We start from the raw sequence: 25441 nt of genomic DNA, 5'->3' as shown, positions 1-25441 counted from the left end.
CCGCTCAGCTGTTGAAGGGCATGTTGAAATGCTTCAACAGCGCCTTGGCTTCAGCGTCGGTTTGCGCCGTGGTTGCGATGATGACATCCATGCCCCAGATCTCGTCGACCTTGTCGAAGTTGATCTCGGGGAAAACGATGTGTTCCTTGATGCCCATGGCATAGTTGCCACGCCCATCGAACGATTTGCCCGATACGCCGCGGAAGTCGCGGATACGGGGCATCGCGATGGTGGTCAGCCGGTCGATGAATTCATACATCCGGTTGCCGCGCAGGGTAACCTTCGCGCCCATCGGCATGTCTTCACGAACCCGGAAACCAGCGATCGAGTTGCGGGCTTTGGTGATCACAGCATGTTGGCCGGCAATCGTGCTCAGGTCTTCCTGGGCTGATTTGGCTTTCTTGCTGTCTTTCACCGCTTCGGCACCACAGCCGATGTTCAGAACGATCTTGTCCAGACGTGGGATCATCATGTCGTTCTTGTAGCCGAACTCTTCTTTCATCGCGGGACGGATCGTCTCACGATAGGCGGTTTTCATCCGCGGGGTGTAGTTTGCAGTATCAAGCATCGATCACGTCCCCCGTGGTCTTGGCAAAACGCACTTTCTTGTCGCCGTCCATTTTGAAGCCGACGCGGGTTGCTTTGCCGTTCTTGTCCAGAAAGGCCAGATTGCTCAGGTCAACCGGCATCGCTTTGGGGATGCGGCCGCCCTGGCTCGACTGGCTTTGCTTGGTGTGGCGCACAGCCATGTTCACCCCGTCCACAACGGCCTTGCCGGCGCTTGGGTCGACGGATGCGATGGTGCCTTTCTTGCCCTTGTCCTTGCCGGACAGGACGATGACCTCATCACCTTTTTTCAGTTTCGCAGCCATATCACAGCACCTCCGGGGCAAGTGAAATGATCTTCATGAAGTTCTTGCCACGCAATTCGCGAACAACCGGCCCGAAGATACGGGTACCGACCGGCTCACCTGAGTTGCTCAGGATCACGGCGGCGTTACGGTCAAAGCGGATTGCTGTGCCATCTTCACGACGGACTTCTTTGGCGGTGCGTACGACAACGGCCTTGCGGACGTCCCCTTTCTTTACGCGACCGCGTGGGATGGCTTCCTTGACCGAGACAACGATAACGTCGCCGACGGATGCGTATTTACGCTTGGAACCACCCAGGACCTTGATGCACTGAACACGGCGCGCGCCGCTATTGTCAGCAACATCCAGATTGGTCTGCATCTGGATCATATGGTTTCTCCCGACCTTTGGGGGCTTCATTGCCTTGTCCCCAGGGTTTCGATTAAACCGAAAGGCTCAAAGGCTTACGCCTCCAGAACCTCCCAGCGTTTCGTTTTCGATTTCGGTGCGCATTCGATGATGCGGACTTGGTCACCGACCTTGAAAGCGTTCTTCTCGTCGTGAGCCCGATATTTCTTGGACTTACGGATCGTTTTGGCCAGAACCGGGTGCTTGAAGCGACGTTCAACCGATACGGTTACTGTTTGTTCGTTGGCATTGCTGGTCACGGTGCCAGTCAGGATACGCTTGGGCATCGATATGGCTCCTTATTCAGCGTCTTTGGCTGCGTCCGCAGCTTTTTCGTTCAAGATGGTCAGCACACGGGCCGCGTCACGGCGCGCCTGGCGCATGCGTGCGGGGTTTTCCAGCTGGTTCGTGGCCGACTGAAAGCGCAGGTTGAACTGTTCTTTCTTCAGAGCCACCAACTCATCGCGGAGCTGATCAGGCGTTTTATCACGTAGTTCCTGGGCGTTCATTCGCCTTTTTCCTTCTCTCAAAACACCAGCAAGCCCCTGACATTGGTTCAGGGTAACCCGAGACCTGGTGGATCAATGTAAAACAAGACGAATCCCGGTCACCCGAGATTCATCAGATGGGGCCGTATAAGGGAGGCGGTTTGAGAGGGCAAGGGATAAGTTTCCATGTGCGGCAAAAACGCCGAATTCGCGTGGAAACATGAGCACTTGGGTGCAGAGGGCCTCACCCGATCCAGCGGCCCGCGCCCTTCAATCAAACTTTCGGTTGCAATGGTAAATGCACGGATGAAATTGTCTTTCCTTTACAATCCATCGCAACAAGTATTCGCATACCAAAAAAACAAACGGCGCCGGGTTTCCCCGACGCCGCGTGCGAATTCAGATCAGGTCGAGTTAGGCGAGCGCCAGGTTCGATGCTGACTCGCGGCCATCACGGCCAGCTTCCACGTCGAAAGTCACTTTCTGATCGTCGGCAAGGCCGGTCAGACCAGCGCGCTCAACGGCCGAGATGTGTACAAACACGTCTTTGCCGCCACCTTCAGGTGCGATGAAGCCGAAGCCTTTTGTTGCGTTGAACCATTTTACGGTGCCATTGGCCATATCCGTAGTCTCCTATAAACGCTGTCCGCGTGAGTGCGACAGCCCGGCGTGGTTGGTCTGGATCGAAGGACTGAGCGCCGGTGTTAAGGGAGACAGAAGGTCGAAAAAGAAGAACGTAAGCAAGGGCGTCATGCGCCACATCTGTCGAATATGCAAGTTAAATCACGCCCAGGCGTAATTGAAACTGACGCTTATCCGCTCATTTTCGGACATATTCATCGGCACTTCGTGGCGTAGCCAGCTTTCCCACAAAAGCACATCGCCCACCGTCGGGGTAACATAAACAAAGCTGCGCAGTTCTTCGGGCGCGTCTTTTACGCGGGCGGGTGCAGCCATCATCATTGCTGACCGCGGGTCCTCCAGTTTCAGCGCACTGGCGCCGTCTGGCATGGCGACATATGTCGTGCCGGAAATGACCGAATGCGGGTGGATATGGCTCGCGTGACTGCCACCTTCAGGCAGGATGTTGATCCAGATATCCTCCAGCTTGAGGTCCCGCCCATCCAGATCAAAAGCCAGATCCTCAGCGAAGGTCGAAACGTGCGTATCCAGAATTTTCACCAGGTCAGCAAAGATCGGAAACCGCCAGCCGAGATCCGTCAGAGAGGCATATGATGTATAGCCCGGGTACCCGTTTTCCTCACACCACGCTTGCCCCGCCGCGTCATCCTCGGCAATGGAATAGCATGACGCCTCAAGCTCGGCCTGATCAGGTGCGTCTCCCAACTCCGACAGAGCGGCGCGATAAAGACGGGTGACAAAAAGTGAATCGATCTTGGGCATGACCTGAGCAATACCTCAGGCGTTCTCTTTTGGCGAGGCAAGACGAATGCCGCGTTGTGGACGACGTTAACTTTCAAGCCTTGCTCACGTGGATGTATAAATCACTTGGGTCGTCATCGAGTTTTGCTCTCCACGTTTCTTTGCATCCTTCAACTCTTTTTAGTCGAAGTCGCCGGATGTCGCCCGCGCGCCGCAACGCTATTTCAGGAAACGTGGCTTCCACCGCTTCAAGCAGCCAACCTTGAGGGTTGCTCTTTCTCAGTTTAGTAGCCCTGGTGTCATCCTCACACTTTAAAATGTAGTGAAACAACGGCAATCCCATCTCCCTTAAATCTTGGATGAGCATTTTAGTTGCGCAATTGGATGTCTGCAATGAGCGCAAAGCCGTCTTGGGCGACTATGAGAACAAAGCCGCCTTCTGAAGTCACACCCCGCCCGGAATCAAGCCGCAGGCGCCGGGCGAGCGCCGGACCGTCCGGACGGGCTGGCGCTTCTCAGAGGTTGCGTATGCCAGAGAGATTGGACGAGGTTGGCTGCGATAAAGTGACAGGCTGATACCGTACGGCGCCACCCCACGGTCCGTCGCTCGCCCTTTTAGCTGCGCCTTCTTTGGACTCAAACCAGACAAACGCAGAAGGGAAAAAAGTCAAGCCGCGTTCGGGCTCCGCCCCGGCACCAAAAAACCCCCGCCAGTCTCCCGGCGGGGGTTTGATTAGTCAGCGAAGACCGAAAAAGGCTTCTGCCCGCTTACCAGTCCTCGCGGACCACGACGCGGGTTTTGACCGGCAGTTTCATCGCGGCAAGGCGCAGGGCCTCCATCGCAACGGCTTCGTTCACGCCGTCGATCTCGAACATGATCCGACCCGGCTTGACCTTGGCCGCCCAGAAATCGACCGAGCCTTTACCCTTACCCATCCGAACTTCGGTTGGCTTCGAGGTAACAGGCAGATCGGGGAAGATCCGGATCCAGACACGGCCCTGACGTTTCATGTGACGCGTCATGGCACGACGTGCAGCTTCGATCTGACGGGCAGTGACACGCTCTGGCGTGGTTGCCTTCAGGCCGTATGTGCCGAAGTTCAGGTCCGAACCGCCTTTGGCCAGACCGTGGATACGGCCTTTGAACTGCTTGCGGAATTTAGTGCGTTTTGGCTGTAGCATCTAATCTCTCCTTAACGACGGCCGCCGGCGCCACGGGGCGCGGGACCATCCTGGAGTTCCTGGGCTTTGCGATCACGCGCACTTGGATCGTGCTCCATGATCTCACCCTTGAAGATCCAGACCTTGATGCCGATGATGCCATAAGGTGTCGTCGCTTCGACATTGGCATAATCGATATCGGCACGCAGGGTGTGCAAAGGCACACGGCCCTCGCGGTACCATTCGGTTCGGGCGATCTCGGCACCACCAAGGCGGCCCGCGACGTTGACCCGGATGCCCAATGCACCCATGCGCATGGCGTTCTGAACCGCGCGCTTCATCGCACGACGGAACGACACACGACGCTCGAGCTGTTGTGCAATGCTTTCACCCACCAGGGCGGCATCCAGCTCAGGCTTGCGCACTTCGACGATGTTGAGGTGCAACTCGCTGTCGGTCATCGCGGCAATCTTACGACGCAGACCTTCGATGTCCGCACCTTTTTTGCCAATGATCACACCCGGACGCGCGGTATGAATGGTCACACGGCACTTCTTGTGGGGACGTTCGATGATGATACGACTGACACCGGCCTGTTTGCACTCTTTGTTGATGAACTCGCGGATCGCGATGTCCTCAAGCAACAGATTGCCATAGTCCTTGGTGTCGGCGTACCAGCGGCTGTCCCAGGTGCGGTTCACCTGCAGGCGCATGCCAATCGGATTTACTTTGTTACCCATCAGGCTTGCTCCTCGATTTCACGGACCTTGATTGTCAGCTCAGAGAACGGCTTGCGCAGCGCGCCAAACCGGCCCCGGGCCCGAGGACGACCACGCTTCATGACCAGGTTTTTGCCCACATAGGCTTCGGCCACGATCAGTTCGTCCACATCCAGGTTGTGGTTGTTTTCAGCATTGGCGATGGCAGACTGAAGACATTTCTTCACGTCTTCCGCGATCCGCTTGTTCGAAAACGTCAGATCGGTCAGCGCCTTTTCAACCTTCTTGCCACGGATCATTGCGGCCACAAGGTTCAGTTTCTGCGGGCTTGTACGGAGCATGCGCAGTTTTGCCATTGCTTCGTTGTCTGCCACGCGGCGGGGGTTCTTTTCCTTGCCCATGACTTACTTCCGCTTCGCTTTTTTGTCGGCGGCATGACCGTAATAGGTGCGGGTTGGGCTGTATTCGCCGAACTTCTGACCAATCATGTCTTCGCTGACGTTGACGGGGATATGTTTCCGGCCGTTATAGACGCCAAACGTCAAACCCACGAACTGGGGCAGGATCGTCGAGCGGCGCGACCAGATTTTGATGACTTCATTACGCCCGCTTTCGCGCGATGCTTCGGCTTTCTTAAGCACATAAGCATCCACAAAGGGGCCTTTCCATACAGAACGTGCCATGTGTTAGCGGCCCTTCTTCTTGGCGTGACGCGAGCGGATGATCAGCTTCTGCGACGCCTTGTTCTTGTTGCGGGTACGTGCGCCTTTGGTGGGTTTACCCCAAGGTGTAACAGGGTGACGACCACCCGAAGTCCGGCCTTCACCACCACCATGAGGGTGATCGATCGGGTTCATGACCACACCACGCACCGATGGGCGGATGCCCTTGTGGCGCATGCGGCCCGCTTTACCGTAGTTCTGGTTCGAGTTGTCGGGATTCGACACGGCACCAACAGTTGCCATGCATTCCTGACGCACAAGACGCAGTTCGCCCGAGCTCAGACGGATTTGAGCGTAGCCACCATCACGACCCACGAACTGAGCATATGTGCCAGCCGCACGGGCGATCTGACCGCCTTTGCCGGGCTTGAGCTCGATATTGTGAACGATGGTACCGATGGGCATGCCGGCGAATGGCATTGCATTGCCCGGCTTGATGTCCGCCTTGGCGGCGGCGATGACCTTGTCACCCACAGCCAGACGCTGAGGTGCCAGGATGTAGGCTTGCTCACCGTCTTCGTATTTAACGAGGGCGATGAACGCGGTCCGGTTCGGGTCATATTCGATCCGCTCGACGGTGGCCGCCACGTCGAATTTGTTCCGTTTGAAATCAACGATCCGGTAGAGGCGTTTTGCCCCACCACCGCGTCGGCGTGATGTGATACGTCCGGTGTTGTTCCGGCCACCCGATTTCGTCAGACCCTCGGTGAGGGCTTTGACAGGGCGTCCTTTCCACAGCTCCGAACGGTCGATCAGCACCAGCCCGCGCTGGCCCGGCGTCGTTGGCTTATACGACTTGAGTGCCATGCTTTCTGTCTTCCGTTTAGCAAACGGCAGAAACCTGTTCTGCCTATGTGATTGGGCGGCTTGGCCACCCAGGGTATAGGGCCCCGAAGGTCCCCGGCTTTGGCGTTCTTACGAACAATAGCTAAGCCCCGGACGAATCCGGGGCTTGGCCGATGGGGTCGTTTACGAGAGAGAATGCTGGGGGTCAAGCCTTAGCGCCAAGAAATCCTGCCCTTTAGCGCATTTCACACCACCCAACGCAAGCCGCGCGATTTACTCAAAGCCCCAAGAGACTGCATTGCGGATTTTGCTGCCGTTGGCCAAACACTGACCAACGGCAAAACTTTAGAGCAACCGGGTAGCCATGCCGCCATCTACTGCCAACGGAGCGCCCGTGACGAAGCTTGATCGGTCAGACAGTAAGAACAGAGCGGCCTGAGCAATCTCTTTCGGCTCCGCCATCCGCTTCACGGGATGCAAACCAGCAATGAATTCGTGCGTAGCCGGATCGTCGCCCGCCATATTCGTTTTGGTGCCTCCCGGTAGAATCGTGTTGATGCGAATACCTTGAGCTGCGTGCTCAGAAGCCAGCGATTGCACCAATCCGTTCAACCCTGCCTTGGATGCGGCATAGGCTCCCATACCGGGCATACCGCCGTTGCTGAACCCAACAAACGTACCTGTAAACACCATCGATCCACCCCCCGTTTCTGCATCGCGGGAAGCTGCGCTTTGGCCGCAAAAAATGCACTGGAGAGATTGGTTGCAACGACAGATTGCCAATTCTGAACTTCCATCGCAGGAATCGGGGCCATCTCACCCATCATACCTGCATTGTTGAAAGCACCATCAAGACCGCCGAAACGCTGCTCGGCCAACGCGACAAGTGCCATTGCATAGTCATCATCCTGAACGTCTCCAGCAAGGTAGGCTGCTTTCCCATTGCTTTGCGTGATTTGCCCGACCAAGGTGTTCATCTCCTTGTCGCGCCTTGCGCCAAGCACAACATTCGCGCCTTCTTGCGCAAACAACAGTGCTGCTGCCGCGCCAATACCGCTGCTCGCCCCCGTGATGATTATCGTTTTGTCTTTGAGTTCCATGCTCCTGCCTTTCATTAGTTGCATCCTTGGCACCTAGTGAATTTAACGAGGATAGAACGACCCGTTTCATGCGCCTCTAGAACGCACCACGTCGAAACAGCAAGAAACGGGTCGGATGAGTGGGGCAACCGAATGCCGCCGTTCATGCTTCATGCAGCATCGGTCGACGTAGGCTCAAAGCGGACCTTGTCAAAAATGAAAAAGGCCCCCGCACATGCGAGGGCCTCCTAGATTTCAATCAGGCGCTAGATTAAAGACCGGTGGTCACGTCGATCGTGTTGCCTTCTTCCAAAGTCACATAGGCCTTTTTCACATGGTTGCGGCGTCCGGTCGAGCCGCGGAACCGTTTGACCTTGCCTTTAGTGATCGTGGTGTTGACCGCTTTGACCTTCACACCAAAGAGCGCCTCGACGGCCTCCTTGATCTGCGGCTTGTTGCTGTCCATCGCCACTTCAAAGACAACCGCGCCGTTTTCGGACGCCATGGTGGCCTTTTCGGTGATGATCGGCTTGCGGATCACGTCGTAATGTTCTGCCTTCGCGCTCATTTCAACCGAGCCTCCAGTGCTTCGACACCCGCCTTGGTGATCACCAGTGTGTCACGCTTGAGGATGTCATAAACGTTTGCGCCCATGGTCGGCAGCACGTCCAGACCTTCGATGTTGCGGGCCGCCTTGGCGAAATCAGCGTTCACCTCAGCCCCATCGATGATCAGCGCGCGCTTCCAGCCCAGATCCTTGACCTGTTTGGCCAGAGCACCTGTTTTGCCGGCTGACTTCAGTTCATCAATCACCACCAGTTCGCCCGCCGCCATCTTGGCCGACAGAGCGTGCTTGAGGCCAAGCTTGCGGAACTTTTTGGTCAACTCGTGGCCGTGGGACCGGACAACCGGACCCTTGTAGACGCCACCACCGCGAAAGATCGGTGCCGAACGGGCGCCGTGGCGTGCGCCACCGGTACCTTTTTGGCGATAGATCTTCTTGGTCGAATAGTTGACCTCTGAGCGGGTTTTGACTTTGTGTGTACCGGCTTGCGCGTTGTTGCGCTGCCAGCGGACGACACGGTGAAGGATATCCGCGCGCGGTTCCAGGCCGAAGATCTCTTCGCCCAGATCGACCGAGCCGGCCTTCTTGCCGTCCAGTTTGATCACGTCGAGTTTCATTCGTCGCCTTCCTTCTTCTCTGCTTCAGCGGCTTCCGCTTCGGCAACCGTATCTACCTTGGCTTCTTCTGCCTCGGCGGCCTCAAGTGCGGCCTGTTCTGCTTCGGCGGCTGCGGCTGCGGCGGCTTCTGCTTCGGCCGCAGCTGCGGCAGCTGCTTCTTCAGCAGCTTTTTCGGCTTCAGCAGCCATCGATTTCAGACCAGCGGGCAGAATGGCGTTTTCCGGAAACGGCTTCTTGACCGCATCCTTGACTGTCACCCAGCCCCCTTTGGAACCCGGTACCGCGCCCTTGATCATGATCAGGCCACGGTCGGCATCGGTCTTGACCACTTGCAGGTTCTGCGTGGTCACCCGCGCAGCGCCCATGTGGCCAGCCATTTTCTTGCCTTTGAAAACCTTGCCCGGATCCTGACACTGACCGGTCGAACCGTGCGAACGGTGGCTGATAGACACACCGTGCGTGGCACGCAGACCGCCAAAGTTGTGGCGTTTCATGGCGCCCGCAAACCCTTTACCGATCGAGGTGCCGCAGACGTCTACGAACTGACCCTCAAAGTAATGGTTCGCGGTGATTTCCTCACCCACGGCGATCATTGCATCGGGGGCCACGCGGAATTCAGCGACCTTGCGCTTGGGCTCCACCTTGGCAGCCGAGAAATGACCACGCATGGCTTTCGAGGTCCGCTTGGCCTTGGCCGTGCCCGCGCCCAGTTGCACCGCGGCATAGCCGTGGGCTTCGGGTGTGCGTTGAGCAACAACCTGCAGTTTGTCCAGTTGAAGAACGGTCACCGGCACTTGCCGTCCGTCTTCCATGAAAAGCCGGGTCATGCCGACTTTCTTTGCGATTACTCCAGAGCGCAACATATCAGGTGCCCTCCTTAAACCGAGATCTGAACGTCAACGCCCGCAGCCAGGTCGAGCTTCATCAGCGCGTCCACAGTTTGCGGCGTAGGATCAATGATGTCCAGCAAACGCTTGTGCGTGCGGATCTCAAACTGATCACGGGATTTCTTGTTCACGTGGGGGCCACGCAGAACAGTGAATTTTTCGATCTTGTTGGGAAGCGGAATAGGCCCCCGAACGTCGGCGCCTGTACGTTTCGCGGTATTGACGATTTCCTGAGTGGAGGCATCAAGCACCCGATAGTCAAACGCCTTGAGGCGAATGCGGATGTTTTGGCTAGCTACGGCCATATGCATATCCCTTACTTTGGGATTTCAACGGATTGGAGGGGGCACGCTCATCGCACCGCCTCATCGCGTCCTATTTGGTCGAAACATTAAAGGGCGCGCGAACGCGGCCCTTGTTTCGTGGGCGGGGTATAGGGGAGTCGTTTTCAAAATGCAACGACCTTTCGCTACCAAAGCGCAAGCTTTTTTGCCTGTTCCAACCGTTGTGCCATAGATGGTTTCTGTAGAGAGAATTGCGCCCTTTGATACCCGGCAAAAAATCCAAGCAGAACCACTGAAATGGCAAATTCCCAATGTGCCCTGACAAAGTTGTTTCTGCGCGGGAAAATCTGCTTTGGTCTTCAGATGTGACCTTCGCACTCATGTGACGTTTTCGCCGCCCAAGCCTCACGCAGGCAGGGATCAAAATAGTGTTCACAATCCCGACTGGGATGAAGCGTACAAGAGACCAACATGCCTACGTAAAAGCTCAAATAAAATGAAAAGACGAGCACGCAAATGATAATCGCTGCCAGCTTGGCGAAGCTTGAGAATGACCGTATGCGTCTGTTTTTCCACCGTCGCACTATCGCGTAGATTAGCACCACAGGCGTGAACAGCCCGACACACAATTGTGCAATAATGGGATAGTAAACGGTCATTTCATCGAAAAATACTTTGCTGCAGAGTGAAAACCTTTGCGATTCCATCCCCCTGCTCCCACGCAGGGTTCGGTACGGGGTGGCGCAACTAAACGGATGCGCTTTCGATCCGGGAGTAGCCGAATTGCTCGACCAAACCGAAGTCCAATTGCGCGTTTATGACATCCAGACTTGGCTCATTAAGGTCTGACCGCCATTTCTCACCAAGATAATAGTCCCGGTAAAATTCGCGATTTCGGTCCGCATCCTTTGTGGACGCCTGCACGCCGTGCCACGCGTCCGGGCGAAACAATTGCCATGCATCCGCAAGCTCATCCAGAACGCCGAATTCGTCTTCCAGAAAGTCTTCGTAGCGGCGGATTTGGGTTGTCCCCAATTTTTCCTGAAGCTCACAATATGAGGCGACTTTTTCGTTCCAAAGCTCAGCCGGCGTTAACAATTGCCGGCTGAGTAGTTCGCGTTTATGCGGCTGGTAGGGCTGCTTTACAAAGGCTTCGAAACTGCCCTGTGACTTACCATGATAGGGCCGCCTGTAAAGCGACAGGATAAAAGAATAAGGGTTCTTGATCAGTGCAAGAACCCCCAATCCATCTGGCGCGTTTTGGCAGACCCTGTCCACCGGAATCCGAGCATGTTTCCAACCGAGTGTTTCATCGAAATGTTGCTCGAAAAACCGATCCGAGTTGCGGCGCATAAGCCAATTCGCCAAACGCAGTTGCCTGCCATAGCGAAGTAGCTTCACCGTCCGAAGCAAAAGTTCCGGACGGCGTTCACCGCCGGGCATCTGTGGTACAGCGAAGTTCTGGGCGAGAAGCTGGGAGACGTAATTCGTCCCCGTATTCCTCTCGCCATAGAGCTTTATCACTGTTACCGCGTTCACAAACTTACCTCGAACGAACTCAGATGCCCGAAGGCAAAGCCTTACTCGATGATTTTGGCGACGACGCCGGCGCCGACGGTGCGGCCGCCTTCGCGGATCGCAAAGCGCAGGCCGTCTTCCATCGCGATCGGCGCGATCAGTTCAACCACGAACTTCAGGTTGTCGCCCGGCATCACCATCTCGGTGCCGCTTGGCAGTTCAACCGTGCCGGTCACGTCCGTTGTCCGGAAATAGAACTGCGGGCGGTAGTTCGCGAAGAACGGCGTGTGACGCCCGCCTTCCTCTTTGGTGAGGATATAGGCTTCGGCCTCGAACTTGGTGTGTGGTGTCACCGAACCCGGCTTGCACAGCACCTGACCACGCTCAACACCGTCACGGTCGATCCCGCGCAGCAGCGCGCCGATGTTGTCGCCCGCTTCACCGCGATCCAGCAGCTTGCGGAACATTTCAACGCCCGTGCAGGTGGTTTTCGCCGTGTCGCGGATGCCGACGATTTCAATCTCGTCGCCCACGTTGATCACGCCACGCTCCACCCGGCCGGTCACAACCGTACCGCGGCCCGAGATCGAGAACACGTCTTCCACCGGCATCAGGAACGGCTGATCCACCGCACGCGCAGGGGTCGGGATGTATTCATCCACGGCCGCCATCAGCTTCTTGATCGACTCTTCGCCAATCTCTGGGTTGTTGCCTTCCATCGCCGCCAGCGCCGAGCCGGGGATCACAGGAATGTCGTCGCCAGGGAAGTCATACGAGCTCAGAAGCTCGCGGATTTCCATTTCAACCAGTTCCAGCAATTCATCATCGTCAACCTGATCGACCTTGTTCATGTAGACAACCATGTAGGGGATGCCCACCTGACGGCCCAGCAGGATGTGCTCGCGGGTCTGGGGCATCGGGCCATCGGCCGCGTTCACCACCAGAATGGCACCGTCCATCTGCGCCGCACCCGTGATCATGTTCTTCACGTAGTCGGCGTGGCCGGGGCAATCCACATGCGCGTAGTGGCGCGCATCGGTCTCATACTCAACATGCGCCGTCGAGATCGTGATCCCACGCGCCTTCTCCTCCGGCGCGCCGTCAATCTGGTCATACGCCTTGAAATCACCAAAATACTTGGTAATCGCCGCCGTCAGCGTCGTCTTGCCGTGATCAACGTGACCAATGGTCCCAATGTTCACATGCGGTTTCGAACGATCAAACTTTTCCTTTGCCATATTGGGCACCTTTCCTTCGATATCTGTTTCTTGTCTTTGTTTTTCAGTTGCTCTCTAGAGCGGCTTCTCTTCGAACGCGTTCTTCGGCTTCCTTGCGGGAGCGCTGGATGTCCGTTTCGCACCGAACACTTATGCACGGTCCGCTGTGCCGCCGGCGGGCTTCGCGTTCGGCGGCGCGTTGCGCTTCTCTTACCCTGGTTTCCAGATCCTTGGGTTCATTATCATCCGAGCTTGACGTCGCAGGTTTTGCAGCGGGTTTTGGCTTGCTGGCCGTGCCAAAAAGGCGTCGCTCAACGTCACTGGAAAATCCCGCGACCGTTGCGGCGTAGTCATTATCGACGCTGCGTGTAGACAGCGCCCCAATCACACCGCCCGGCGCATATGTGCCTTTAGCGGTTCCATAGACGTCGGTGGGATCAAGCACAGGCTTGCCCGTTGCGGCATCTTTGACCCGCATGACGCCAGTGATATTACTGGTGCCGCCAATCAGAAGGGATTGGCCGGGAGAGACAAGATGCACGCGCGTGATATGGACGGTCACATCGACAGGCCGCGTGCCGCGCGACCCATTTTTTAACCGGTTGGTCAGGCTGGCGCGCACGTCACGCGCAACCTTGTCTTTGGAAAACGCATTCACCCGACCGGACACGCCAGCAAAGGCAGCGGTATCAACGTTAACCTGACGCACGGAATACACATCCCGTGCGTCCACTTCGAGAAGAGGCGTAGTCTCGCACCCCATCAGCACAAGTGCCGATGCAAGTCCAAGAAACGTTCTGCGCCCAATCATCCCAAACCGATCCTTACGCGTATTTCGCCTGGATCTCTTCCGAGATGTTCGACGGAACAGGCTCGTAATGCGAGAATTGCATGGTGAACTGGGCGCGGCCCGAGCTCATCGAACGCAGCGTGTTGATGTAGCCAAACATGTTGGCCAACGGCACGTTTGCGTCGATTGCAATTGCATTACCACGGGGTTCCTGACCCGAAACCTGACCGCGACGGCTGGTCAAATCGCCAATGATGCCACCGGTGTATTCTTCCGGCGTAATCACTTCGACTTTCATGATCGGTTCCAGCAGTTTCGCACCGGCGTTGCGCAGACCTTCGCGCATACACATACGTGCCGCCAGTTCGAACGCCATGACGCTGGAGTCAACGTCGTGGAACTTCCCGTCGATCAGGGCAACCTTGAAGTCGATCACGGGGAAGCCTGCCAACGGGCCGCTATCCATGACCGAGTTGATGCCTTTTTCAACGCCCGGGATGTATTCCTTGGGAACGGACCCACCAACGATGCGGCTCTCAAACGAGTACCCTTCGCCAGGCTCCGTCGGCGAGATGATCATTTTCACCTCGGCGAACTGACCTGAACCACCCGACTGTTTCTTGTGGGTGTAGGTATGCTCGATCTCGTGGCCGATGGTCTCACGATACGCCACCTGTGGCGCACCGATATTGGCCTCAACCTTGAATTCGCGCTTCAGACGATCCACCAGAATGTCCAGGTGAAGTTCGCCCATGCCCTTCATGATGGTCTGACCGGATTCCAGATCAGTCTCAACACGGAACGATGGGTCTTCGGCGGCCAGACGGGCCAGACCTTGCGACATCTTCTCTTGGTCGTTCTTGGTTTTTGGCTCAACCGCGATCTCGATCACTGGATCGGGGAAGGTCATGGTTTCCAGAACCACTGGATCGTTGACCGCACAGATCGTGTCACCTGTTGTGGTGTCTTTCAGACCGGCCAGCGCAATGATGTCACCTGCAAACGCTTCGGTGATTTCCTCACGGTTGTTCGAGTGCATCATCATCATCCGACCAACGCGCTCTTTCTTGCCCTTGGTCGAGTTCAAGAGGGTATCACCCTTGTTCAAGGTGCCCGAATAGATGCGGGTAAAGGTCAGCGAGCCCACGAAAGGGTCGTTCATGATTTTGAACGCCAGCGCCGAGAAGGCCATGTCATCATCCGCACGGCGGGCAATGTTACGCTCTTCGTTTTCGTCACCGGGTTTGAAGCCCATGTAATCAACAACGTCCAGCGGGCTGGGAAGATAGTCAATCACAGCGTTGAGCAGTGGCTGTACGCCTTTGTTCTTAAACGCGGACCCGCCCAGAACTGGCACAAAGCTCAGCGACAGACAGCCTTTGCGCAGCAACGCGCGCAGGGTTGGAACGTCGGGCTCATTGCCTTCCAGGTATTCCATCATCGCGTCGTCGTCCATTTCGACGGCCGCTTCGATCATCTTGCCACGCCATTCATCGGCCATGTCTTTCAGGCTATCACGGATAGGTGCTTTGACCCAAGACGCACCCAGATCTTCACCTTGCCACAACCATTCTTCCATGGTCACCAGATCAACCAGACCTTCCAGCTCGGTCTCGGCACCGATTGGAATGCCAACCGGCACAGCCGTCGCACCGGTACGATCTTCGATCATGCGCACACAGTTAAAGAAATCCGCGCCGATCTTGTCCATCTTGTTGACGAAAACCATCCGCGGCACCTTGTACCGGTCGGCCTGGCGCCAAACGGTTTCGGTCTGCGGCTCAACACCAGCGTTGGCGTCGAGAACACAGACGGCGCCATCGAGAACCGCCAGCGAGCGCTCAACTTCGATGGTGAAGTCCACGTGGCCGGGTGTGTCGATGATGTTCAGGCGGTGCTTGGGTGTATCGGCGGTTTCGCCATCTTCGGTGCGTTCCCAAAATGTGGTGGTTGCAGCCGACGTGATGGTGATCCCACGTTCCTGCTCCTGCTCCATCCAGTCCATGGTGGCCGCACCATCGTGCACCTCGCCAATGTTGTGGGATTTGCCGGTGTAGTACAGGATCCGTTCGCTGCAGGTTGTTTTGCCTGCATCGATATGGGCCATGATGCCGAAGTTACGGTAACGGTCGAGCGGATAATCGCGTGCCATGGGTTTCTTGCCTCTGAATTTTTACCAGCGGTAATGGCTGAAGGCTTTGTTCGCCTCGGCCATTTTGTGAGTGTCTTCACGTTTCTTCACGGCGGAACCGCGCGATTGCACGGCGTCCAGCAATTCACCGGCCAGACGTTCTTCCATCGTGTTTTCGTTGCGGCCACGGCTGGCTGTAATCAACCAGCGGATTGCCAGAGCCTGACGGCGCTCGGGGCGCACTTCGACAGGAACCTGATAGGTGGCACCACCCACGCGGCGCGAACGCACTTCGACCGAGGGCTGAATGTTGTCAAGCGCTTCGTGGAAAACTTCCAGCGGAGCGCGCTTGATTTTGTCCTCAACACGATCCAGCGCGTTGTAGACGATTTTTTCTGCGACCGATTTCTTGCCATCGATCATCAGGTTGTTCATGAATTTTGTCAGAACCAGATCACCAAATTTGGCGTCGGGCAGGACTTCGCGTTTTTCAGCGGCGTGACGACGGGACATTGACTATTCCTCTTACTTCGGACGCTTGGCGCCGTATTTCGAACGACGTTGTTTACGGTCTTTAACACCCTGGGTATCCAGAACACCGCGCAGGATGTGGTAACGGACACCCGGAAGGTCTTTTACCCGACCACCACGGATCAAAACGACCGAGTGCTCTTGCAGGTTGTGACTTTCACCGGGGATGTAGCTGATAACCTCAAAGCCGTTGGTCAGGCGCACTTTGGCAACCTTCCGCATGGCCGAGTTCGGCTTTTTGGGTGTGGTTGTGTAAACGCGCGTGCACACGCCACGTTTTTGCGGGCACCCTTGCAGGTGCTGCGATTTCTGGGTTCTTACTTTAGGCTGCCGCGGTTTGCGGATCAGCTGCTGGATCGTTGGCATTCCGGTCTCTTCCCGTCTCTCAACATATCGTTCTGCATGGGGGCCCCCATGCGGGTTTCAGTCGTTTCTTGCACATCACGCGTCCGCAAAGCGCAAACGCCGCTATCGTTTCCATTCCGAGGCAAACGACGCGGCTGGCTATTCAGAGGATCGGGGCACACAAAAAGGCCCGGATCGTGACCATCTCAATTTTGATTTCGGCTGCCGGGGCGACCCCCTTGGCCGGATGAAGGCGCGTATAGGGGGTTGCTGATTACTTGTCAACAGCGCCAACCGGCATTGACGTGGCTTTATTTTAAGGCCTTCCGAGCACTTACAGCACCCCGATTTTGCAACGCAAATCAGGGCGCGATTCTGACTTCTACAATCGCAATGGCCGCCTCGATCGCCGCCTCGATTGACATCTCGGTTGTATCCAAAAGCACGGCATCCTCAGCGGGTTTCAGCGGTGCAGCGGCGCGGGCCCGGTCGCGGGCATCGCGCGCGCGCAAATCTTCCAGAACGTCTTCAACCGTCAGGACGTGCCCTTTGCCTGTCAACTCCGCGTGCCGCCGGCGCGCCCGTATCGCATCACTGGCGGTGACAAACAGCTTCACCTGCGCATCCGGGCAGATGACCGTGCCGATATCGCGCCCATCCAGCACAGCCCCACCATCGCGGGTCGCAAAGGCACGCTGAAAATCCAACAGGGCCTGGCGCACTTCTGGTATCGCCGCCACGCGGCTTGCGGCCTGCGCCACTTCGGGCGAACGCAGATCATCCGCTTCCAGATCTTCCGGGCTGAGTGCACGTGCGGCATCCGCCGCATCGGTGCCATCCAAAGTGCGACGACCCGTTGCGCGATAGAGGAGGCCCGTGTCCAGATGCGCAAAGCCAAACCGTTCCGCCACGGCGCGCGAAATGGTGCCTTTGCCCGCGGCGGCGGGTCCGTCGATTGCGATGGTGAATGCCATTTGGTCTCCCCCGATCCTTGCCTAGAGGATCAACGCGCAGGTCTCAAGATCAGGGCCGGATAATCATGCGGCGACCGCAAACCGCGCCGGGCTGAGTGTTGAAACGACCTCTGGCGCGACATTTGGTTCGGTTTTGCAGCACAAGGCATGGGTAAGCGCCGCCATTGCAGGTGATGTCTGCACACCGTACCCGCCCTGCCCCGCCAGCCAGAAAAACCCATCGGCACCCGGCGCAAATCCAACCACAGGTGTCCGATCAGGCGCAAAGCTGCGCAACCCGGCCCAGCTATGGGTGGGTCGCGTGATGGGAAAGGTTGTGGCTTCTTCAAACCGGTGCAGACCTTCGGCAAGGACCATGTCGTCGGGCCACGCATCCTGCGGATCAACCGGATCTTCGTCGGCGGGCGAAATCAAAAGCTTGCCAGCATCGGGTTTGGCGTACCAGGTTTCGGATGCCGAAGCGACCAGCGGCCAGCGCGCCGCGTCCAGACCCTCTGGGACCGCCATCAGGACAGCCGAGCGACGATAGGGCTGCAAACCGATTGTTGCAACACCCGCCCTCTGTGCCATCACATCAGCCCAGGCCCCGGCGGCATTGATCACTATGGGTGCACTTACTTTTCGCGTGGGCGTGGTGATCTGCCATATGCCGCCCTGATGCGCGATCTCTGTGACCTCTGCATTGGTCTCAATCACGCCACCACGTGACCGCAACAAACGAATATACCCCTGCAACAACCGATCCACGTCTATGTCCTGCGCGCTGTCTTCAAAAAGCGCCGCTACAAGCCCTTCCGATTTCAGCACCGGCATCATGCGCGCAGCTTCTTCGGGCGAAATGCGATCAACTCCTTGTGCCCCTGCGGCATAGTCTTCGAGTGCGTCCATCTCATCCGCGCGCGCGACCAGCAACTCTCCGCGCGGTGACAATAGCGAACTGTCGGCAATGCCGGTGGGATCTGTCAGGACCGGCTCGGATGCGGCATTGAGCGCACGCAGCGTGGCATTGCCGTAGTTGCGGATGTATGTTGCCGCCGACCGGCCGGTGGAATGGTATCCCGTCTGCTCTTCGCGCTCGAGCACGAGCACATTGGCATCCTGCGCCAGCATCGCCGCGGCGCTGATCCCCGCGATACCGCCGCCAATCACGACTATGTCTGGTGTGCTCATTCGACCTTTTCACACAAAATGAGAGCTTTTATCCCTGTATAAGGCGTGATTTGCCTCAGGAATTCAATCTCGATCGATCGGTGGGCCGCTCAGCTGTTGCCACGTCTGATCTGCGCCCCGAGCGAGGCCATCAAAGGCTCAAAAATCGGGAAGGAGGTGGCGATAGGACCGCCATCATCCACGCTGACAGGTTTTTGCGTGGCCATGCCAAGGATCATGAACGACATGGCGATGCGATGATCAAGGTGGCTGGCGCAGGTGGCACCACCGGGCACATTGCCGTGGCCAAGACCTGTGACTGTCCACCAATCGGGCCCATCGTCGACGGTCACGCCATTGGCACGTAGTCCCACGGCCATCGCGTCAATTCGATCGCTTTCCTTGACGCGCAATTCCTTGACGCCGCGCATAACCGTGTCGCCCACCGCAAAGGAGGCGACAACGGACAGAACCGGGTATTCATCAATCATGCTTGCCGCCCGTTCGGGGGGCACTTCGATCCCCTTGAGGTCGGGCGAGAAGCGCGCGCGCAGATCTGCCACCGGCTCACCGCCTTCGGTGCGTTCATTCTCGAATGTCAAATCCGCGCCCATCTCGCGCAGCGTAGTAAAGAGACCCGCCCGCGTCGGGTTGAGGCCAATACCCGGCACCAAAACATCCGACCCTGGCGTGATAATCGCAGCACAGACAGGAAAGGCAGCAGAACTGGGGTCACGCGGCACCGCGATGGTCTGCGGTTGCAGCTCTGGCTGTCCGGTCAGGGTGATTTGCCTACCCTCATCGGTCACCTCAACGGTAATCTCGGCACCAAACCCGGCCAGCATACGTTCGGTATGATCACGGGTGGCTTCTTTTTCAATCACCACGGTTTTGCCCGGCGCATTCAATCCCGCCAGCAAAACGGCTGATTTCACCTGAGCCGATGGTACGGGCACCGTGTACCGGACCGGAACCGGATCTAGTGCACCGGTGATGGTCATTGGCAAACGCCCTCCGCTGCGGCCCACGGCGGAGGTACCAAACAGCGCCAAAGGGTCCGTGACCCGCGCCATTGGCCGGCCGTTGAGGGATGCATCACCCGTGAACGTGACCGTGATGGGCGCCGTTGCCATTGCCCCCATGATCAACCGCACTCCGGTGCCGGAGTTGCCACAATCAACAACCTGATCGGGCTCGGCAAATCCACCGACACCGACGCCGTGCACAGACCATTCACCGCCGCCGTGATCTGTTACCTCGGCTCCAAAGGCGCGCATGGCCTTGGCCGTGTCCAATACATCTTCACCCTCCAGAAGGCCCATGATGCGGGTTTCGCCAATCGCCATCGCACCGAGGATCAGCGAGCGATGCGAGATCGACTTGTCCCCCGGCACATCCGCGGTGCCCTTCAGCGGCCCGCATTTGGCGGAAGTCATGGGAATCGGTGTGCCGTGGCCAGACATTGGCGCGCCTTTCGAGAGTGGTTATCACCTGCCTGATAGCGCAACCAGCTGGTCGCGTCCATCCAGCGAAACAGGTGTTGCTTAGCGCTGACCGGTACCGGTATCCACGTGCTTTCTGCCCGGCAGAATGGTATCAACCTGATCGTTTGGAGAGGCCGCTGCTGCCGCCACAACCAAAATTTCGACCTTGAGTTCAGGCCGGGCCAATTTGGCTTCGCCGCATGCCCGCGCCGGCGCATACCCTTCCGGCACCCACGCGTCCCACACCGCGTTCATTTCGGCAAAATCGGCCATATCAGCGAGCCAGATCGTGGTCTGCAAAAGCCGCGATTTATCTGTGCCCATCTCGGCAAGAAGTTCCTCGACCTTTTCCAGACAGGTCCGCGTCTGATCCGCAACGCCGTCTTCGGCGTTTCCAACCTGACCGGCCAGATAAATCGTGTCACCGTGGCGAACGGCCGAACTCATGCGTTGTTTTGTGTCGTGGCGGGTAATCAAAGTCATGCCGGTATCCTCGGATTTACGGTGTCAGTATCGAAATTTTCTGGAACGTCGCGTGTGATGGCACGCTGCCGCCGGGTTCAGACGCTTTCGTCTTCCAGATGCAGTTTCATATCAATCAGCACCTGTTGCAGCATCGTGGTTTCCTTGAGCAACCGCTTGGCTTCATTGACAGTGATCACGCCATCATCAATCGATTGCTGATATTCGGCCATCAACATCGCAAACCGCTGGCTCAACGCGATGACATCCGCATTCACGCCGCCCTTGTCATCCGTGTTCCGGCGGCGCTCGTCAAAGGTCAGGTTGATGCCCTTCAACTCAGCCAAGGCACTGGTGACATGCGGGTAAGATGAGGCCTCTTCCAGCGCGGCGACCGCATCGATCGGCATGAACCGGTCGGCGTGTTCGTCGTGATCAGAATAGTACCGCCCAAGTGTCGCCTTGGATTTACCAGTCAATTCACAGGCCGGTTCGATTCCCACATCCTTGACCAAAGCCTCGGTGTGTTTTTTCAGATAACTTCCCATTTTAGACATGTACGCATCCCCAAGGTCGTGCACCCTGCCGACGGCAGGGGAAAGCACCAGACGTTTTCCCATTAATGGCTTTATCGCGAAATGTCATTTGTAAAACAATCCCAACGTTTTCCGGGATGAAAGGGTGCTCAACGTCCCCAAGATTGGGCACATGGGTGAGACCGGGGTGTTTTGGGAATGTCCTTTCCCCATCACCCACAAGGCCGGCACATATAGTGCCATCACGTTCCATCCCCGGAAGCTTGCTTCCAGTTGATGGCACAGGCCCGGCTGCAACGGTCTCACCCTCATTCCACACTTTCAAACGAAGCACGCTCCGATGGGTCATGCCTTTTCAACCAGCACTGACCCGACCGAATACCCCGCCCCGAACGAGCAGATCAGTCCGGTATCGCCCGGCTCAAGATCATCCGAATACTTGGAAAACGCGATGATCGACCCGGCGGACGAGGTGTTTGCGTAATCCTGCAGAATGTTGGGTTGCTCATGTGCTTCGGGCACACGCCCCATGACCTTGCGACCAATAAAATCATTCATCGCCTTATTGGCCTGATGCAACCAAAGCCGTTTGAGATCCTGCGCTTCAACGGCCTCGTCGGCCATGTGATCAGCAATGTGTTTGGACACAAGCGGCAGCACTTCTTTAAAAACCTTGCGGCCTTCCTGAACGAAAAGCATGTCACGACGATCCGCCATATGGCAGTCGCGTGTGCGCCGTAAATATCCGTTATTATTGCGAATATTGTTGGAAAACTGCGTGGCACAGCGCGTGGAGCGGATCACGAAATGTGCGCCTTGCGCCTCCTCGGCGCGTTCCAAAACAGCGGCCGTGCAGACATCACCGAAGATGAAGTGGCAGTCCCGGTCGCGCCATTCCAGATGGCCCGAGCAAATCTCAGGGTTTACAACCAGCGCGCATCTGACGGACCCCGCGCGGATCATGTCCGCCGCCGCCTGCATGCCAAACGTTGCCGACGAACAGGCGACATTCATGTCAAAGGCAAATCCCCCGGCGCCCAATAGCTGCTGAATTTCCACAGCTATCGCGGGATAGGGGCGTTCATGATTGCTGGCAGCACAGATCACCAAATCAACCTCGTCTGCAGTGCGCCCGGCTTGCGCCAAGGCCTTGGCACAGGCATCAAGCGCCATTTCGGCCATCAATGAGGGTTCGTCATCCGCGCGCGGCGGCAAATGCGGATGCATAACCTGCGGATCGAGCACACCGGTCTTGTCCAGAACATACCGCTGATGAATACCGGAAGCGCTGACAATGAACTCCGACGATGAATGCGGCTTAGCGTCCACCTCTCCGGCTGCAATCGCATCAGCGTTTTCGGCGTTGAACATATCAGCATAGGCGTTGAACGCTTCAACCAGTTCGTCATTGGTGATGGTCTGGTCCGGCGTGAAAACGCCAGTGCCGGTAATGGCGGGAATGTGCATGTGGTGCCCTTTGCGCGGATCACAACAGATCATCCCATGCCGCGGCCTACGTCAAGCGTAACGGAGCGGAAAACCGCATAAACCCCCTGCAGAGCGACGGGTGGGTGGGGTCGCTCTGCAGGGGTATTCTCACACGACGCGATTTGGTGGCACAGATCCTTCAAAAAAGAGCTGCAGGTTTTCCAATGCCATCATCCCAATGGCCTCCCGCACTTCTCGTGCGGCGGATCCCAGATGCGGCAAAAGAACCACGTTTTCCAATTCCCTCAACGCTTCCGGAATGTCCGGCTCATTGGCGTAGACATCCAACCCCGCCCCCGCGATCTGACCAGATTGCAGCGCGTCTATCAACGCAACTTCATCAACCATATCGCCACTAACGACGTTGATCAGATAGGCGCGCGACGGCATCAACGCGAAGGTCTCGGCATTCATCAGATGGCGCGTCTGTTCTGTACTGGGCATACACAGCACGACGAAATCCGATGTTGCCAGCAAATCATCCAACCTCAAGGGTTCGGTTGGGAATCCAAGGTCTATGTCTCCGCCCCCACGGGCATAGCTCACTGACATTTCAAAACCGAAATGACACCGCCGCGCGATCGACTGCCCGACCGGCCCCATTCCAACAAGGCCAACCCGCTTTCCGGTCATATGCATGCCCAGCATCTGCGTGGGGGTCCAGCCCTGCCAGTTGCCCGCGCGCACCATACGCTCGCCCTCACCCGCACGACGCGCATTCATCAGCATCAATGTCAGGGCAATATCAGCGCGCGCATCCGCCACCGGACCCGGGGTATTGGTCACAGAAATTCCAACACGCTGCGCCGCCTCAGCGTCAATATGGCTGATCCCCACCCCAAAGTTTGCCAAAATCTTGCATCTGGGGTTGTCGAACCCGTTGAACACTTCCGCCTGAAACATATCGCCCCGGGTCGGCATCACGCCGTCGTAAAGCGCCAGTGCCGCACGCATCTGGCCCACTTTAAGCGGTTCCGCTTCGTCCCGTATTTCCACATCAAATCGAGCGCGCGCGGCTTCAACCACGCGCTCCGGCATCGGCCGGGTCAGCAAGATTCTTTTCAATGCATCCGTTCTCCGACAGGCACGTCCCTGTCCGGGGTTAGCAGAACGATTTCCCCGCCGCTATCGGATAGCCCGAGCACCAGCACTTCTGACATAAACTTGCCGATTTGTCGGGGTGGAAAGTTAACAACGGCCATCACCTGGCGTCCGATCACGCCCTCTGGCGTGTAATGTCCCGTGATTTGTGCCGAGGTCTTTTTCTCTCCCAGCTCCGGTCCAAAGTCGATCCACATCTTGATCGCCGGTTTGCGCGCTTCTGGATATGGTTCGGCACGTACAACCCGGCCCACACGGATATCAACCTTCAGAAACTCATCAAACGTAAGGTCATCCGCCATGCGCCAGTTCCTTGGATCGATCAGTTGCCGCCTTGACCGTTGCGGCCATCAAGGGCGGCAATCCTGCATCTTCCCGCATCAGCACCTCAAGCCCCGCCTGGGTTGTCCCATTGGGACTGGTCACATTCACGCGCAACTGCGCCGGCGTTTCATCAGCGGCCTGCGCCAACGCCCCTGCCCCCGCCACTGTGGCCTTGGCCAATTGCATGGCCAAAACCGGGGTCAGCCCTTGTGCTTCGCCCGCCGCCGCCAGGCATTCGATCATGTGGAAAACATAAGCGGGTCCTGATCCGGACACGCCTGTAACTGCGTCCATTTGTGCTTCGTCCGCCAGCCGCACGACCTCACCCACGGCGTGCAACAGCCCTTCGGCCAAATCCATATGAACGGCGTTGGAATGAGCGTTTCCGATCATGGCCGTGATGCCTTGACCCACGGCAGCAGGTGTATTCGGCATCGCGCGGATGATCGGGCTTTGCGCACCCAGTGCGGCCTCATACGCAGCAATCGGCGTGCCTGCGGCCACGGATACAAAAAGCGTTTCACCATTCCCCATTGCGGCAATCGCAGGCAATGCACTCCCCATCATCTGAGGCTTTACAGCAATGAGGACAATGGCGGGTTTTGCGGGCAATTCGGTGTTGATGTGGACGCCCGTGGATTTGACCCAGTCCGACGGCATGGGATCAATCACCCAGACAGAACTGGACGGCAATCCATCCGACAACCAGCCCTGCAACATGGCCGAGCCCATCTTGCCGCAGCCCAGCAATACAAGGCCGTTTTCGGCCACAAATGACATGTCCATGAAGGGACCCCCGCGTTAATGCACCACATCGCGGGGTTAGGTTTACGCCCGGCCGTACGCCTCTGCAATGGCGACTTGCAGCGCATCTTTCGGCGCGCGATCTCCCCAGACAACCAATTGGAAGGCCGGGTAATACCGCTCAGCACTCAGCACGGCAGCTGTGATCAACGTATCGATCTGTTCAGGACTTGGACCCAGACCACCGGCCATCACCAACCCATAGCGATAGACCATCAGCTTGGTCTCGTTCCAATATGTGAACGCCCCGGCCCAGCATTGATCGTTTACGTCGTTCAAGACGTGATAAAGCGCTGGTAACTTGTCTTCGGGCGGTTCCATCTCGAAACTGCACACCAAGCGCAATGTTTCATCATAAGCAGACCATGCCAGCGTGATCGAATAGGTGCGCCACTGGCCTTCCACCGCCATCGCGATTTGATCATCGGCGATACGATCAAAATCCCAGTCGTGGTATTCCGCGATATTCTCCACAATATCGATGGGGTGAAGATCTTCTTCCATAAGATGCTCGGACAAACTCATTGCGCCACCTCTTTTTGCTGTAGCGTCGTGGGGCGGGAAGCGCCCCAAGCGCTAGGTGCCTGCTCTACGAGCGGGGGCTAATCCCCTCGCCCATACAAGATATGGTGCGGC

Annotated in this window: 32 protein-coding genes and 1 pseudogene; all 33 read right to left on the bottom strand. The window is 57.2% G+C overall.

Translation table 11 applies throughout. The features are described from left to right. Positions 1-4: 4 nt before the first annotated feature. On the bottom strand, positions 5-568 hold the full coding sequence (gene rplE / locus ACZ1HJ_RS09170; protein ID WP_472721988.1) for a 50S ribosomal protein L5: 564 nt from the start codon (positions 566-568) through the stop codon (positions 5-7). Continuing rightward, the gene (gene rplX, locus ACZ1HJ_RS09165) at positions 561-872 is read right to left on the bottom strand and encodes a 50S ribosomal protein L24 (RefSeq protein WP_472721987.1); all 312 of its coding nucleotides are present in this window, start codon (positions 870-872) and stop codon (positions 561-563) included. Before rplX ends, rplE begins: the two co-directional genes overlap by 8 nt. A 1-nt stretch (position 873) precedes the next feature. Continuing rightward, positions 874-1242 carry a 50S ribosomal protein L14 gene (gene rplN, locus ACZ1HJ_RS09160; RefSeq protein WP_472721986.1) on the bottom strand — a complete coding sequence of 123 codons (369 nt, stop codon included), beginning with the start codon at positions 1240-1242 and terminating at the stop codon, positions 874-876. Positions 1243-1316: 74 nt separating this feature from the next. Next, entirely contained in the window at positions 1317-1547 is a 231-nt protein-coding gene (gene rpsQ / locus ACZ1HJ_RS09155) for a 30S ribosomal protein S17 (protein WP_472721985.1), read from the bottom strand. 12 nt (positions 1548-1559) lie between these two features. Further along, the gene (gene rpmC, locus ACZ1HJ_RS09150; RefSeq protein WP_472721984.1) at positions 1560-1769 is read right to left on the bottom strand and encodes a 50S ribosomal protein L29; all 210 of its coding nucleotides are present in this window, start codon (positions 1767-1769) and stop codon (positions 1560-1562) included. 393 nt (positions 1770-2162) lie between these two features. Beyond that, positions 2163-2369, bottom strand: a complete 207-nt coding sequence (locus ACZ1HJ_RS09145) for a cold-shock protein (RefSeq protein ID WP_472721983.1) — start codon at positions 2367-2369, stop codon at positions 2163-2165. Positions 2370-2531: 162 nt separating this feature from the next. Further along, positions 2532-3152, bottom strand: a complete 621-nt coding sequence (locus tag ACZ1HJ_RS09140) for a 2OG-Fe(II) oxygenase family protein (protein WP_472721982.1) — start codon at positions 3150-3152, stop codon at positions 2532-2534. Between the two features lie 747 nt (positions 3153-3899). Next, on the bottom strand, positions 3900-4313 hold the full coding sequence (rplP, locus tag ACZ1HJ_RS09135; protein WP_472721981.1) for a 50S ribosomal protein L16: 414 nt from the start codon (positions 4311-4313) through the stop codon (positions 3900-3902). Positions 4314-4324: 11 nt separating this feature from the next. Beyond that, the gene (gene rpsC, locus ACZ1HJ_RS09130) at positions 4325-5032 is read right to left on the bottom strand and encodes a 30S ribosomal protein S3 (RefSeq protein ID WP_472721980.1); all 708 of its coding nucleotides are present in this window, start codon (positions 5030-5032) and stop codon (positions 4325-4327) included. Further along, a complete protein-coding gene (gene rplV / locus ACZ1HJ_RS09125; protein ID WP_472721979.1) occupies positions 5032-5412 on the bottom strand; it encodes a 50S ribosomal protein L22 in 381 nt (126 codons plus the stop codon). The genes rpsC and rplV overlap by 1 nt, the downstream gene beginning before the upstream one ends. A gap of 3 nt (positions 5413-5415) precedes the next feature. Continuing rightward, positions 5416-5694, bottom strand: coding sequence for a 30S ribosomal protein S19 (gene rpsS, locus ACZ1HJ_RS09120; RefSeq protein WP_085801961.1), 279 nt, complete (start codon positions 5692-5694; stop codon positions 5416-5418). Positions 5695-5697: 3 nt separating this feature from the next. Next, a complete protein-coding gene (gene rplB, locus ACZ1HJ_RS09115) occupies positions 5698-6540 on the bottom strand; it encodes a 50S ribosomal protein L2 (RefSeq protein WP_472721978.1) in 843 nt (280 codons plus the stop codon). Between the two features lie 324 nt (positions 6541-6864). Next, positions 6865-7619: pseudogene (locus ACZ1HJ_RS09110) on the bottom strand (SDR family oxidoreductase). Positions 7620-7869: 250 nt separating this feature from the next. Beyond that, entirely contained in the window at positions 7870-8166 is a 297-nt protein-coding gene (locus ACZ1HJ_RS09105) for a 50S ribosomal protein L23 (RefSeq protein ID WP_472721977.1), read from the bottom strand. Further along, complete coding sequence (gene rplD, locus ACZ1HJ_RS09100) at positions 8163-8780, bottom strand: 50S ribosomal protein L4 (protein WP_472721976.1); 618 nt, start codon at positions 8778-8780, stop codon at positions 8163-8165. Before rplD ends, ACZ1HJ_RS09105 begins: the two co-directional genes overlap by 4 nt. Then, positions 8777-9643: a 50S ribosomal protein L3 gene (rplC, locus tag ACZ1HJ_RS09095; protein WP_472721975.1), complete on the bottom strand. Its 867-nt coding sequence runs from the start codon at positions 9641-9643 to the stop codon at positions 8777-8779. The genes rplD and rplC overlap by 4 nt, the downstream gene beginning before the upstream one ends. A 14-nt stretch (positions 9644-9657) precedes the next feature. After that, positions 9658-9972: a 30S ribosomal protein S10 gene (gene rpsJ, locus ACZ1HJ_RS09090; protein WP_472721974.1), complete on the bottom strand. Its 315-nt coding sequence runs from the start codon at positions 9970-9972 to the stop codon at positions 9658-9660. Positions 9973-10698: 726 nt separating this feature from the next. After that, positions 10699-11319 (bottom strand): hypothetical protein, encoded by a 621-nt coding sequence (locus tag ACZ1HJ_RS09085; protein ID WP_472721973.1) that lies wholly within the window; start codon positions 11317-11319, stop codon positions 10699-10701. A gap of 212 nt (positions 11320-11531) precedes the next feature. Beyond that, positions 11532-12707 carry an elongation factor Tu gene (gene tuf / locus ACZ1HJ_RS09080; RefSeq protein ID WP_472721710.1) on the bottom strand — a complete coding sequence of 392 codons (1176 nt, stop codon included), beginning with the start codon at positions 12705-12707 and terminating at the stop codon, positions 11532-11534. 43 nt (positions 12708-12750) lie between these two features. Then, positions 12751-13497 (bottom strand): DUF6778 family protein, encoded by a 747-nt coding sequence (locus ACZ1HJ_RS09075; RefSeq protein WP_472721972.1) that lies wholly within the window; start codon positions 13495-13497, stop codon positions 12751-12753. 13 nt (positions 13498-13510) lie between these two features. Continuing rightward, positions 13511-15628, bottom strand: coding sequence for an elongation factor G (gene fusA / locus ACZ1HJ_RS09070; protein ID WP_472721971.1), 2118 nt, complete (start codon positions 15626-15628; stop codon positions 13511-13513). Positions 15629-15649: 21 nt separating this feature from the next. Next, positions 15650-16120, bottom strand: coding sequence for a 30S ribosomal protein S7 (gene rpsG, locus ACZ1HJ_RS09065; protein ID WP_299848320.1), 471 nt, complete (start codon positions 16118-16120; stop codon positions 15650-15652). A gap of 12 nt (positions 16121-16132) precedes the next feature. Then, a complete protein-coding gene (gene rpsL, locus ACZ1HJ_RS09060) occupies positions 16133-16504 on the bottom strand; it encodes a 30S ribosomal protein S12 (RefSeq protein ID WP_085800764.1) in 372 nt (123 codons plus the stop codon). 341 nt (positions 16505-16845) lie between these two features. Next, a complete protein-coding gene (locus ACZ1HJ_RS09055) occupies positions 16846-17457 on the bottom strand; it encodes a (d)CMP kinase (RefSeq protein ID WP_472721970.1) in 612 nt (203 codons plus the stop codon). 63 nt (positions 17458-17520) lie between these two features. Then, complete coding sequence (locus ACZ1HJ_RS09050; RefSeq protein ID WP_472721969.1) at positions 17521-18627, bottom strand: NAD(P)/FAD-dependent oxidoreductase; 1107 nt, start codon at positions 18625-18627, stop codon at positions 17521-17523. An 89-nt stretch (positions 18628-18716) separates the two neighbouring features. Further along, on the bottom strand, positions 18717-20069 hold the full coding sequence (gene aroA, locus ACZ1HJ_RS09045; RefSeq protein ID WP_472721968.1) for a 3-phosphoshikimate 1-carboxyvinyltransferase: 1353 nt from the start codon (positions 20067-20069) through the stop codon (positions 18717-18719). A gap of 81 nt (positions 20070-20150) precedes the next feature. Further along, positions 20151-20573 carry a RidA family protein gene (locus ACZ1HJ_RS09040; RefSeq protein ID WP_472721967.1) on the bottom strand — a complete coding sequence of 141 codons (423 nt, stop codon included), beginning with the start codon at positions 20571-20573 and terminating at the stop codon, positions 20151-20153. A 77-nt stretch (positions 20574-20650) separates the two neighbouring features. After that, positions 20651-21109 (bottom strand): hypothetical protein, encoded by a 459-nt coding sequence (locus ACZ1HJ_RS09035; protein ID WP_472721966.1) that lies wholly within the window; start codon positions 21107-21109, stop codon positions 20651-20653. A 324-nt stretch (positions 21110-21433) separates the two neighbouring features. Further along, entirely contained in the window at positions 21434-22555 is a 1122-nt protein-coding gene (locus tag ACZ1HJ_RS09030) for a beta-ketoacyl-ACP synthase III (protein ID WP_472721965.1), read from the bottom strand. A gap of 129 nt (positions 22556-22684) precedes the next feature. Next, a complete protein-coding gene (locus tag ACZ1HJ_RS09025) occupies positions 22685-23641 on the bottom strand; it encodes a 2-hydroxyacid dehydrogenase (RefSeq protein WP_472721964.1) in 957 nt (318 codons plus the stop codon). Further along, a complete protein-coding gene (locus tag ACZ1HJ_RS09020; protein ID WP_472721963.1) occupies positions 23638-23979 on the bottom strand; it encodes a tRNA-binding protein in 342 nt (113 codons plus the stop codon). Before ACZ1HJ_RS09020 ends, ACZ1HJ_RS09025 begins: the two co-directional genes overlap by 4 nt. Next, a complete protein-coding gene (gene proC / locus ACZ1HJ_RS09015) occupies positions 23969-24787 on the bottom strand; it encodes a pyrroline-5-carboxylate reductase (protein WP_472721962.1) in 819 nt (272 codons plus the stop codon). The genes ACZ1HJ_RS09020 and proC overlap by 11 nt, the downstream gene beginning before the upstream one ends. 42 nt (positions 24788-24829) lie before the next feature. Beyond that, complete coding sequence (locus tag ACZ1HJ_RS09010; RefSeq protein WP_472721961.1) at positions 24830-25330, bottom strand: type III secretion system chaperone family protein; 501 nt, start codon at positions 25328-25330, stop codon at positions 24830-24832. Positions 25331-25441 lie beyond the last annotated feature (111 nt).

Source organism: Roseovarius sp. JB2-10, assembly GCF_055693585.1.
Note: the sequence above shows the minus strand (reverse complement) of the source record. Positions and strands in the feature narration are given on the sequence as shown.

Coding starts and splice junctions, on each gene's coding strand:
- tuf (WP_472721710.1), bottom strand. CDS start 12,707: ATGGCAAAGGAAAAGTTTGATCGTTCGAAACCGCATGTGAACATTGGG.
- rpsQ (WP_472721985.1), bottom strand. CDS start 1,547: ATGCCCAAGCGTATCCTGACTGGCACCGTGACCAGCAATGCCAACGAA.
- ACZ1HJ_RS09140 (WP_472721982.1), bottom strand. CDS start 3,152: ATGCCCAAGATCGATTCACTTTTTGTCACCCGTCTTTATCGCGCCGCT.
- aroA (WP_472721968.1), bottom strand. CDS start 20,069: ATGTCTGGCCACGGCACACCGATTCCCATGACTTCCGCCAAATGCGGG.
- ACZ1HJ_RS09035 (WP_472721966.1), bottom strand. CDS start 21,109: ATGTCTAAAATGGGAAGTTATCTGAAAAAACACACCGAGGCTTTGGTC.
- ACZ1HJ_RS09010 (WP_472721961.1), bottom strand. CDS start 25,330: ATGAGTTTGTCCGAGCATCTTATGGAAGAAGATCTTCACCCCATCGAT.
- rpsJ (WP_472721974.1), bottom strand. CDS start 9,972: ATGGCCGTAGCTAGCCAAAACATCCGCATTCGCCTCAAGGCGTTTGAC.
- rplD (WP_472721976.1), bottom strand. CDS start 8,780: ATGAAACTCGACGTGATCAAACTGGACGGCAAGAAGGCCGGCTCGGTC.
- rplB (WP_472721978.1), bottom strand. CDS start 6,540: ATGGCACTCAAGTCGTATAAGCCAACGACGCCGGGCCAGCGCGGGCTG.
- rplN (WP_472721986.1), bottom strand. CDS start 1,242: ATGATCCAGATGCAGACCAATCTGGATGTTGCTGACAATAGCGGCGCG.
- ACZ1HJ_RS09040 (WP_472721967.1), bottom strand. CDS start 20,573: ATGACTTTGATTACCCGCCACGACACAAAACAACGCATGAGTTCGGCC.
- rpsS (WP_085801961.1), bottom strand. CDS start 5,694: ATGGCACGTTCTGTATGGAAAGGCCCCTTTGTGGATGCTTATGTGCTT.
- ACZ1HJ_RS09145 (WP_472721983.1), bottom strand. CDS start 2,369: ATGGCCAATGGCACCGTAAAATGGTTCAACGCAACAAAAGGCTTCGGC.
- ACZ1HJ_RS09020 (WP_472721963.1), bottom strand. CDS start 23,979: ATGGCGGATGACCTTACGTTTGATGAGTTTCTGAAGGTTGATATCCGT.
- rpmC (WP_472721984.1), bottom strand. CDS start 1,769: ATGAACGCCCAGGAACTACGTGATAAAACGCCTGATCAGCTCCGCGAT.
- rplX (WP_472721987.1), bottom strand. CDS start 872: ATGGCTGCGAAACTGAAAAAAGGTGATGAGGTCATCGTCCTGTCCGGC.
- ACZ1HJ_RS09075 (WP_472721972.1), bottom strand. CDS start 13,497: ATGATTGGGCGCAGAACGTTTCTTGGACTTGCATCGGCACTTGTGCTG.
- rpsC (WP_472721980.1), bottom strand. CDS start 5,032: ATGGGTAACAAAGTAAATCCGATTGGCATGCGCCTGCAGGTGAACCGC.
- rplP (WP_472721981.1), bottom strand. CDS start 4,313: ATGCTACAGCCAAAACGCACTAAATTCCGCAAGCAGTTCAAAGGCCGT.
- fusA (WP_472721971.1), bottom strand. CDS start 15,628: ATGGCACGCGATTATCCGCTCGACCGTTACCGTAACTTCGGCATCATG.
- ACZ1HJ_RS09105 (WP_472721977.1), bottom strand. CDS start 8,166: ATGAGCGCGAAGGCAGAACATTACGACGTGATCCGCAAGCCGATCATC.
- rplC (WP_472721975.1), bottom strand. CDS start 9,643: ATGTTGCGCTCTGGAGTAATCGCAAAGAAAGTCGGCATGACCCGGCTT.
- ACZ1HJ_RS09030 (WP_472721965.1), bottom strand. CDS start 22,555: ATGCACATTCCCGCCATTACCGGCACTGGCGTTTTCACGCCGGACCAG.
- rplV (WP_472721979.1), bottom strand. CDS start 5,412: ATGGGCAAGGAAAAGAACCCCCGCCGCGTGGCAGACAACGAAGCAATG.
- ACZ1HJ_RS09055 (WP_472721970.1), bottom strand. CDS start 17,457: ATGGCATTCACCATCGCAATCGACGGACCCGCCGCCGCGGGCAAAGGC.
- proC (WP_472721962.1), bottom strand. CDS start 24,787: ATGGACATGTCATTTGTGGCCGAAAACGGCCTTGTATTGCTGGGCTGC.
- rpsL (WP_085800764.1), bottom strand. CDS start 16,504: ATGCCAACGATCCAGCAGCTGATCCGCAAACCGCGGCAGCCTAAAGTA.
- rpsG (WP_299848320.1), bottom strand. CDS start 16,120: ATGTCCCGTCGTCACGCCGCTGAAAAACGCGAAGTCCTGCCCGACGCC.
- rplE (WP_472721988.1), bottom strand. CDS start 568: ATGCTTGATACTGCAAACTACACCCCGCGGATGAAAACCGCCTATCGT.
- ACZ1HJ_RS09050 (WP_472721969.1), bottom strand. CDS start 18,627: ATGAGCACACCAGACATAGTCGTGATTGGCGGCGGTATCGCGGGGATC.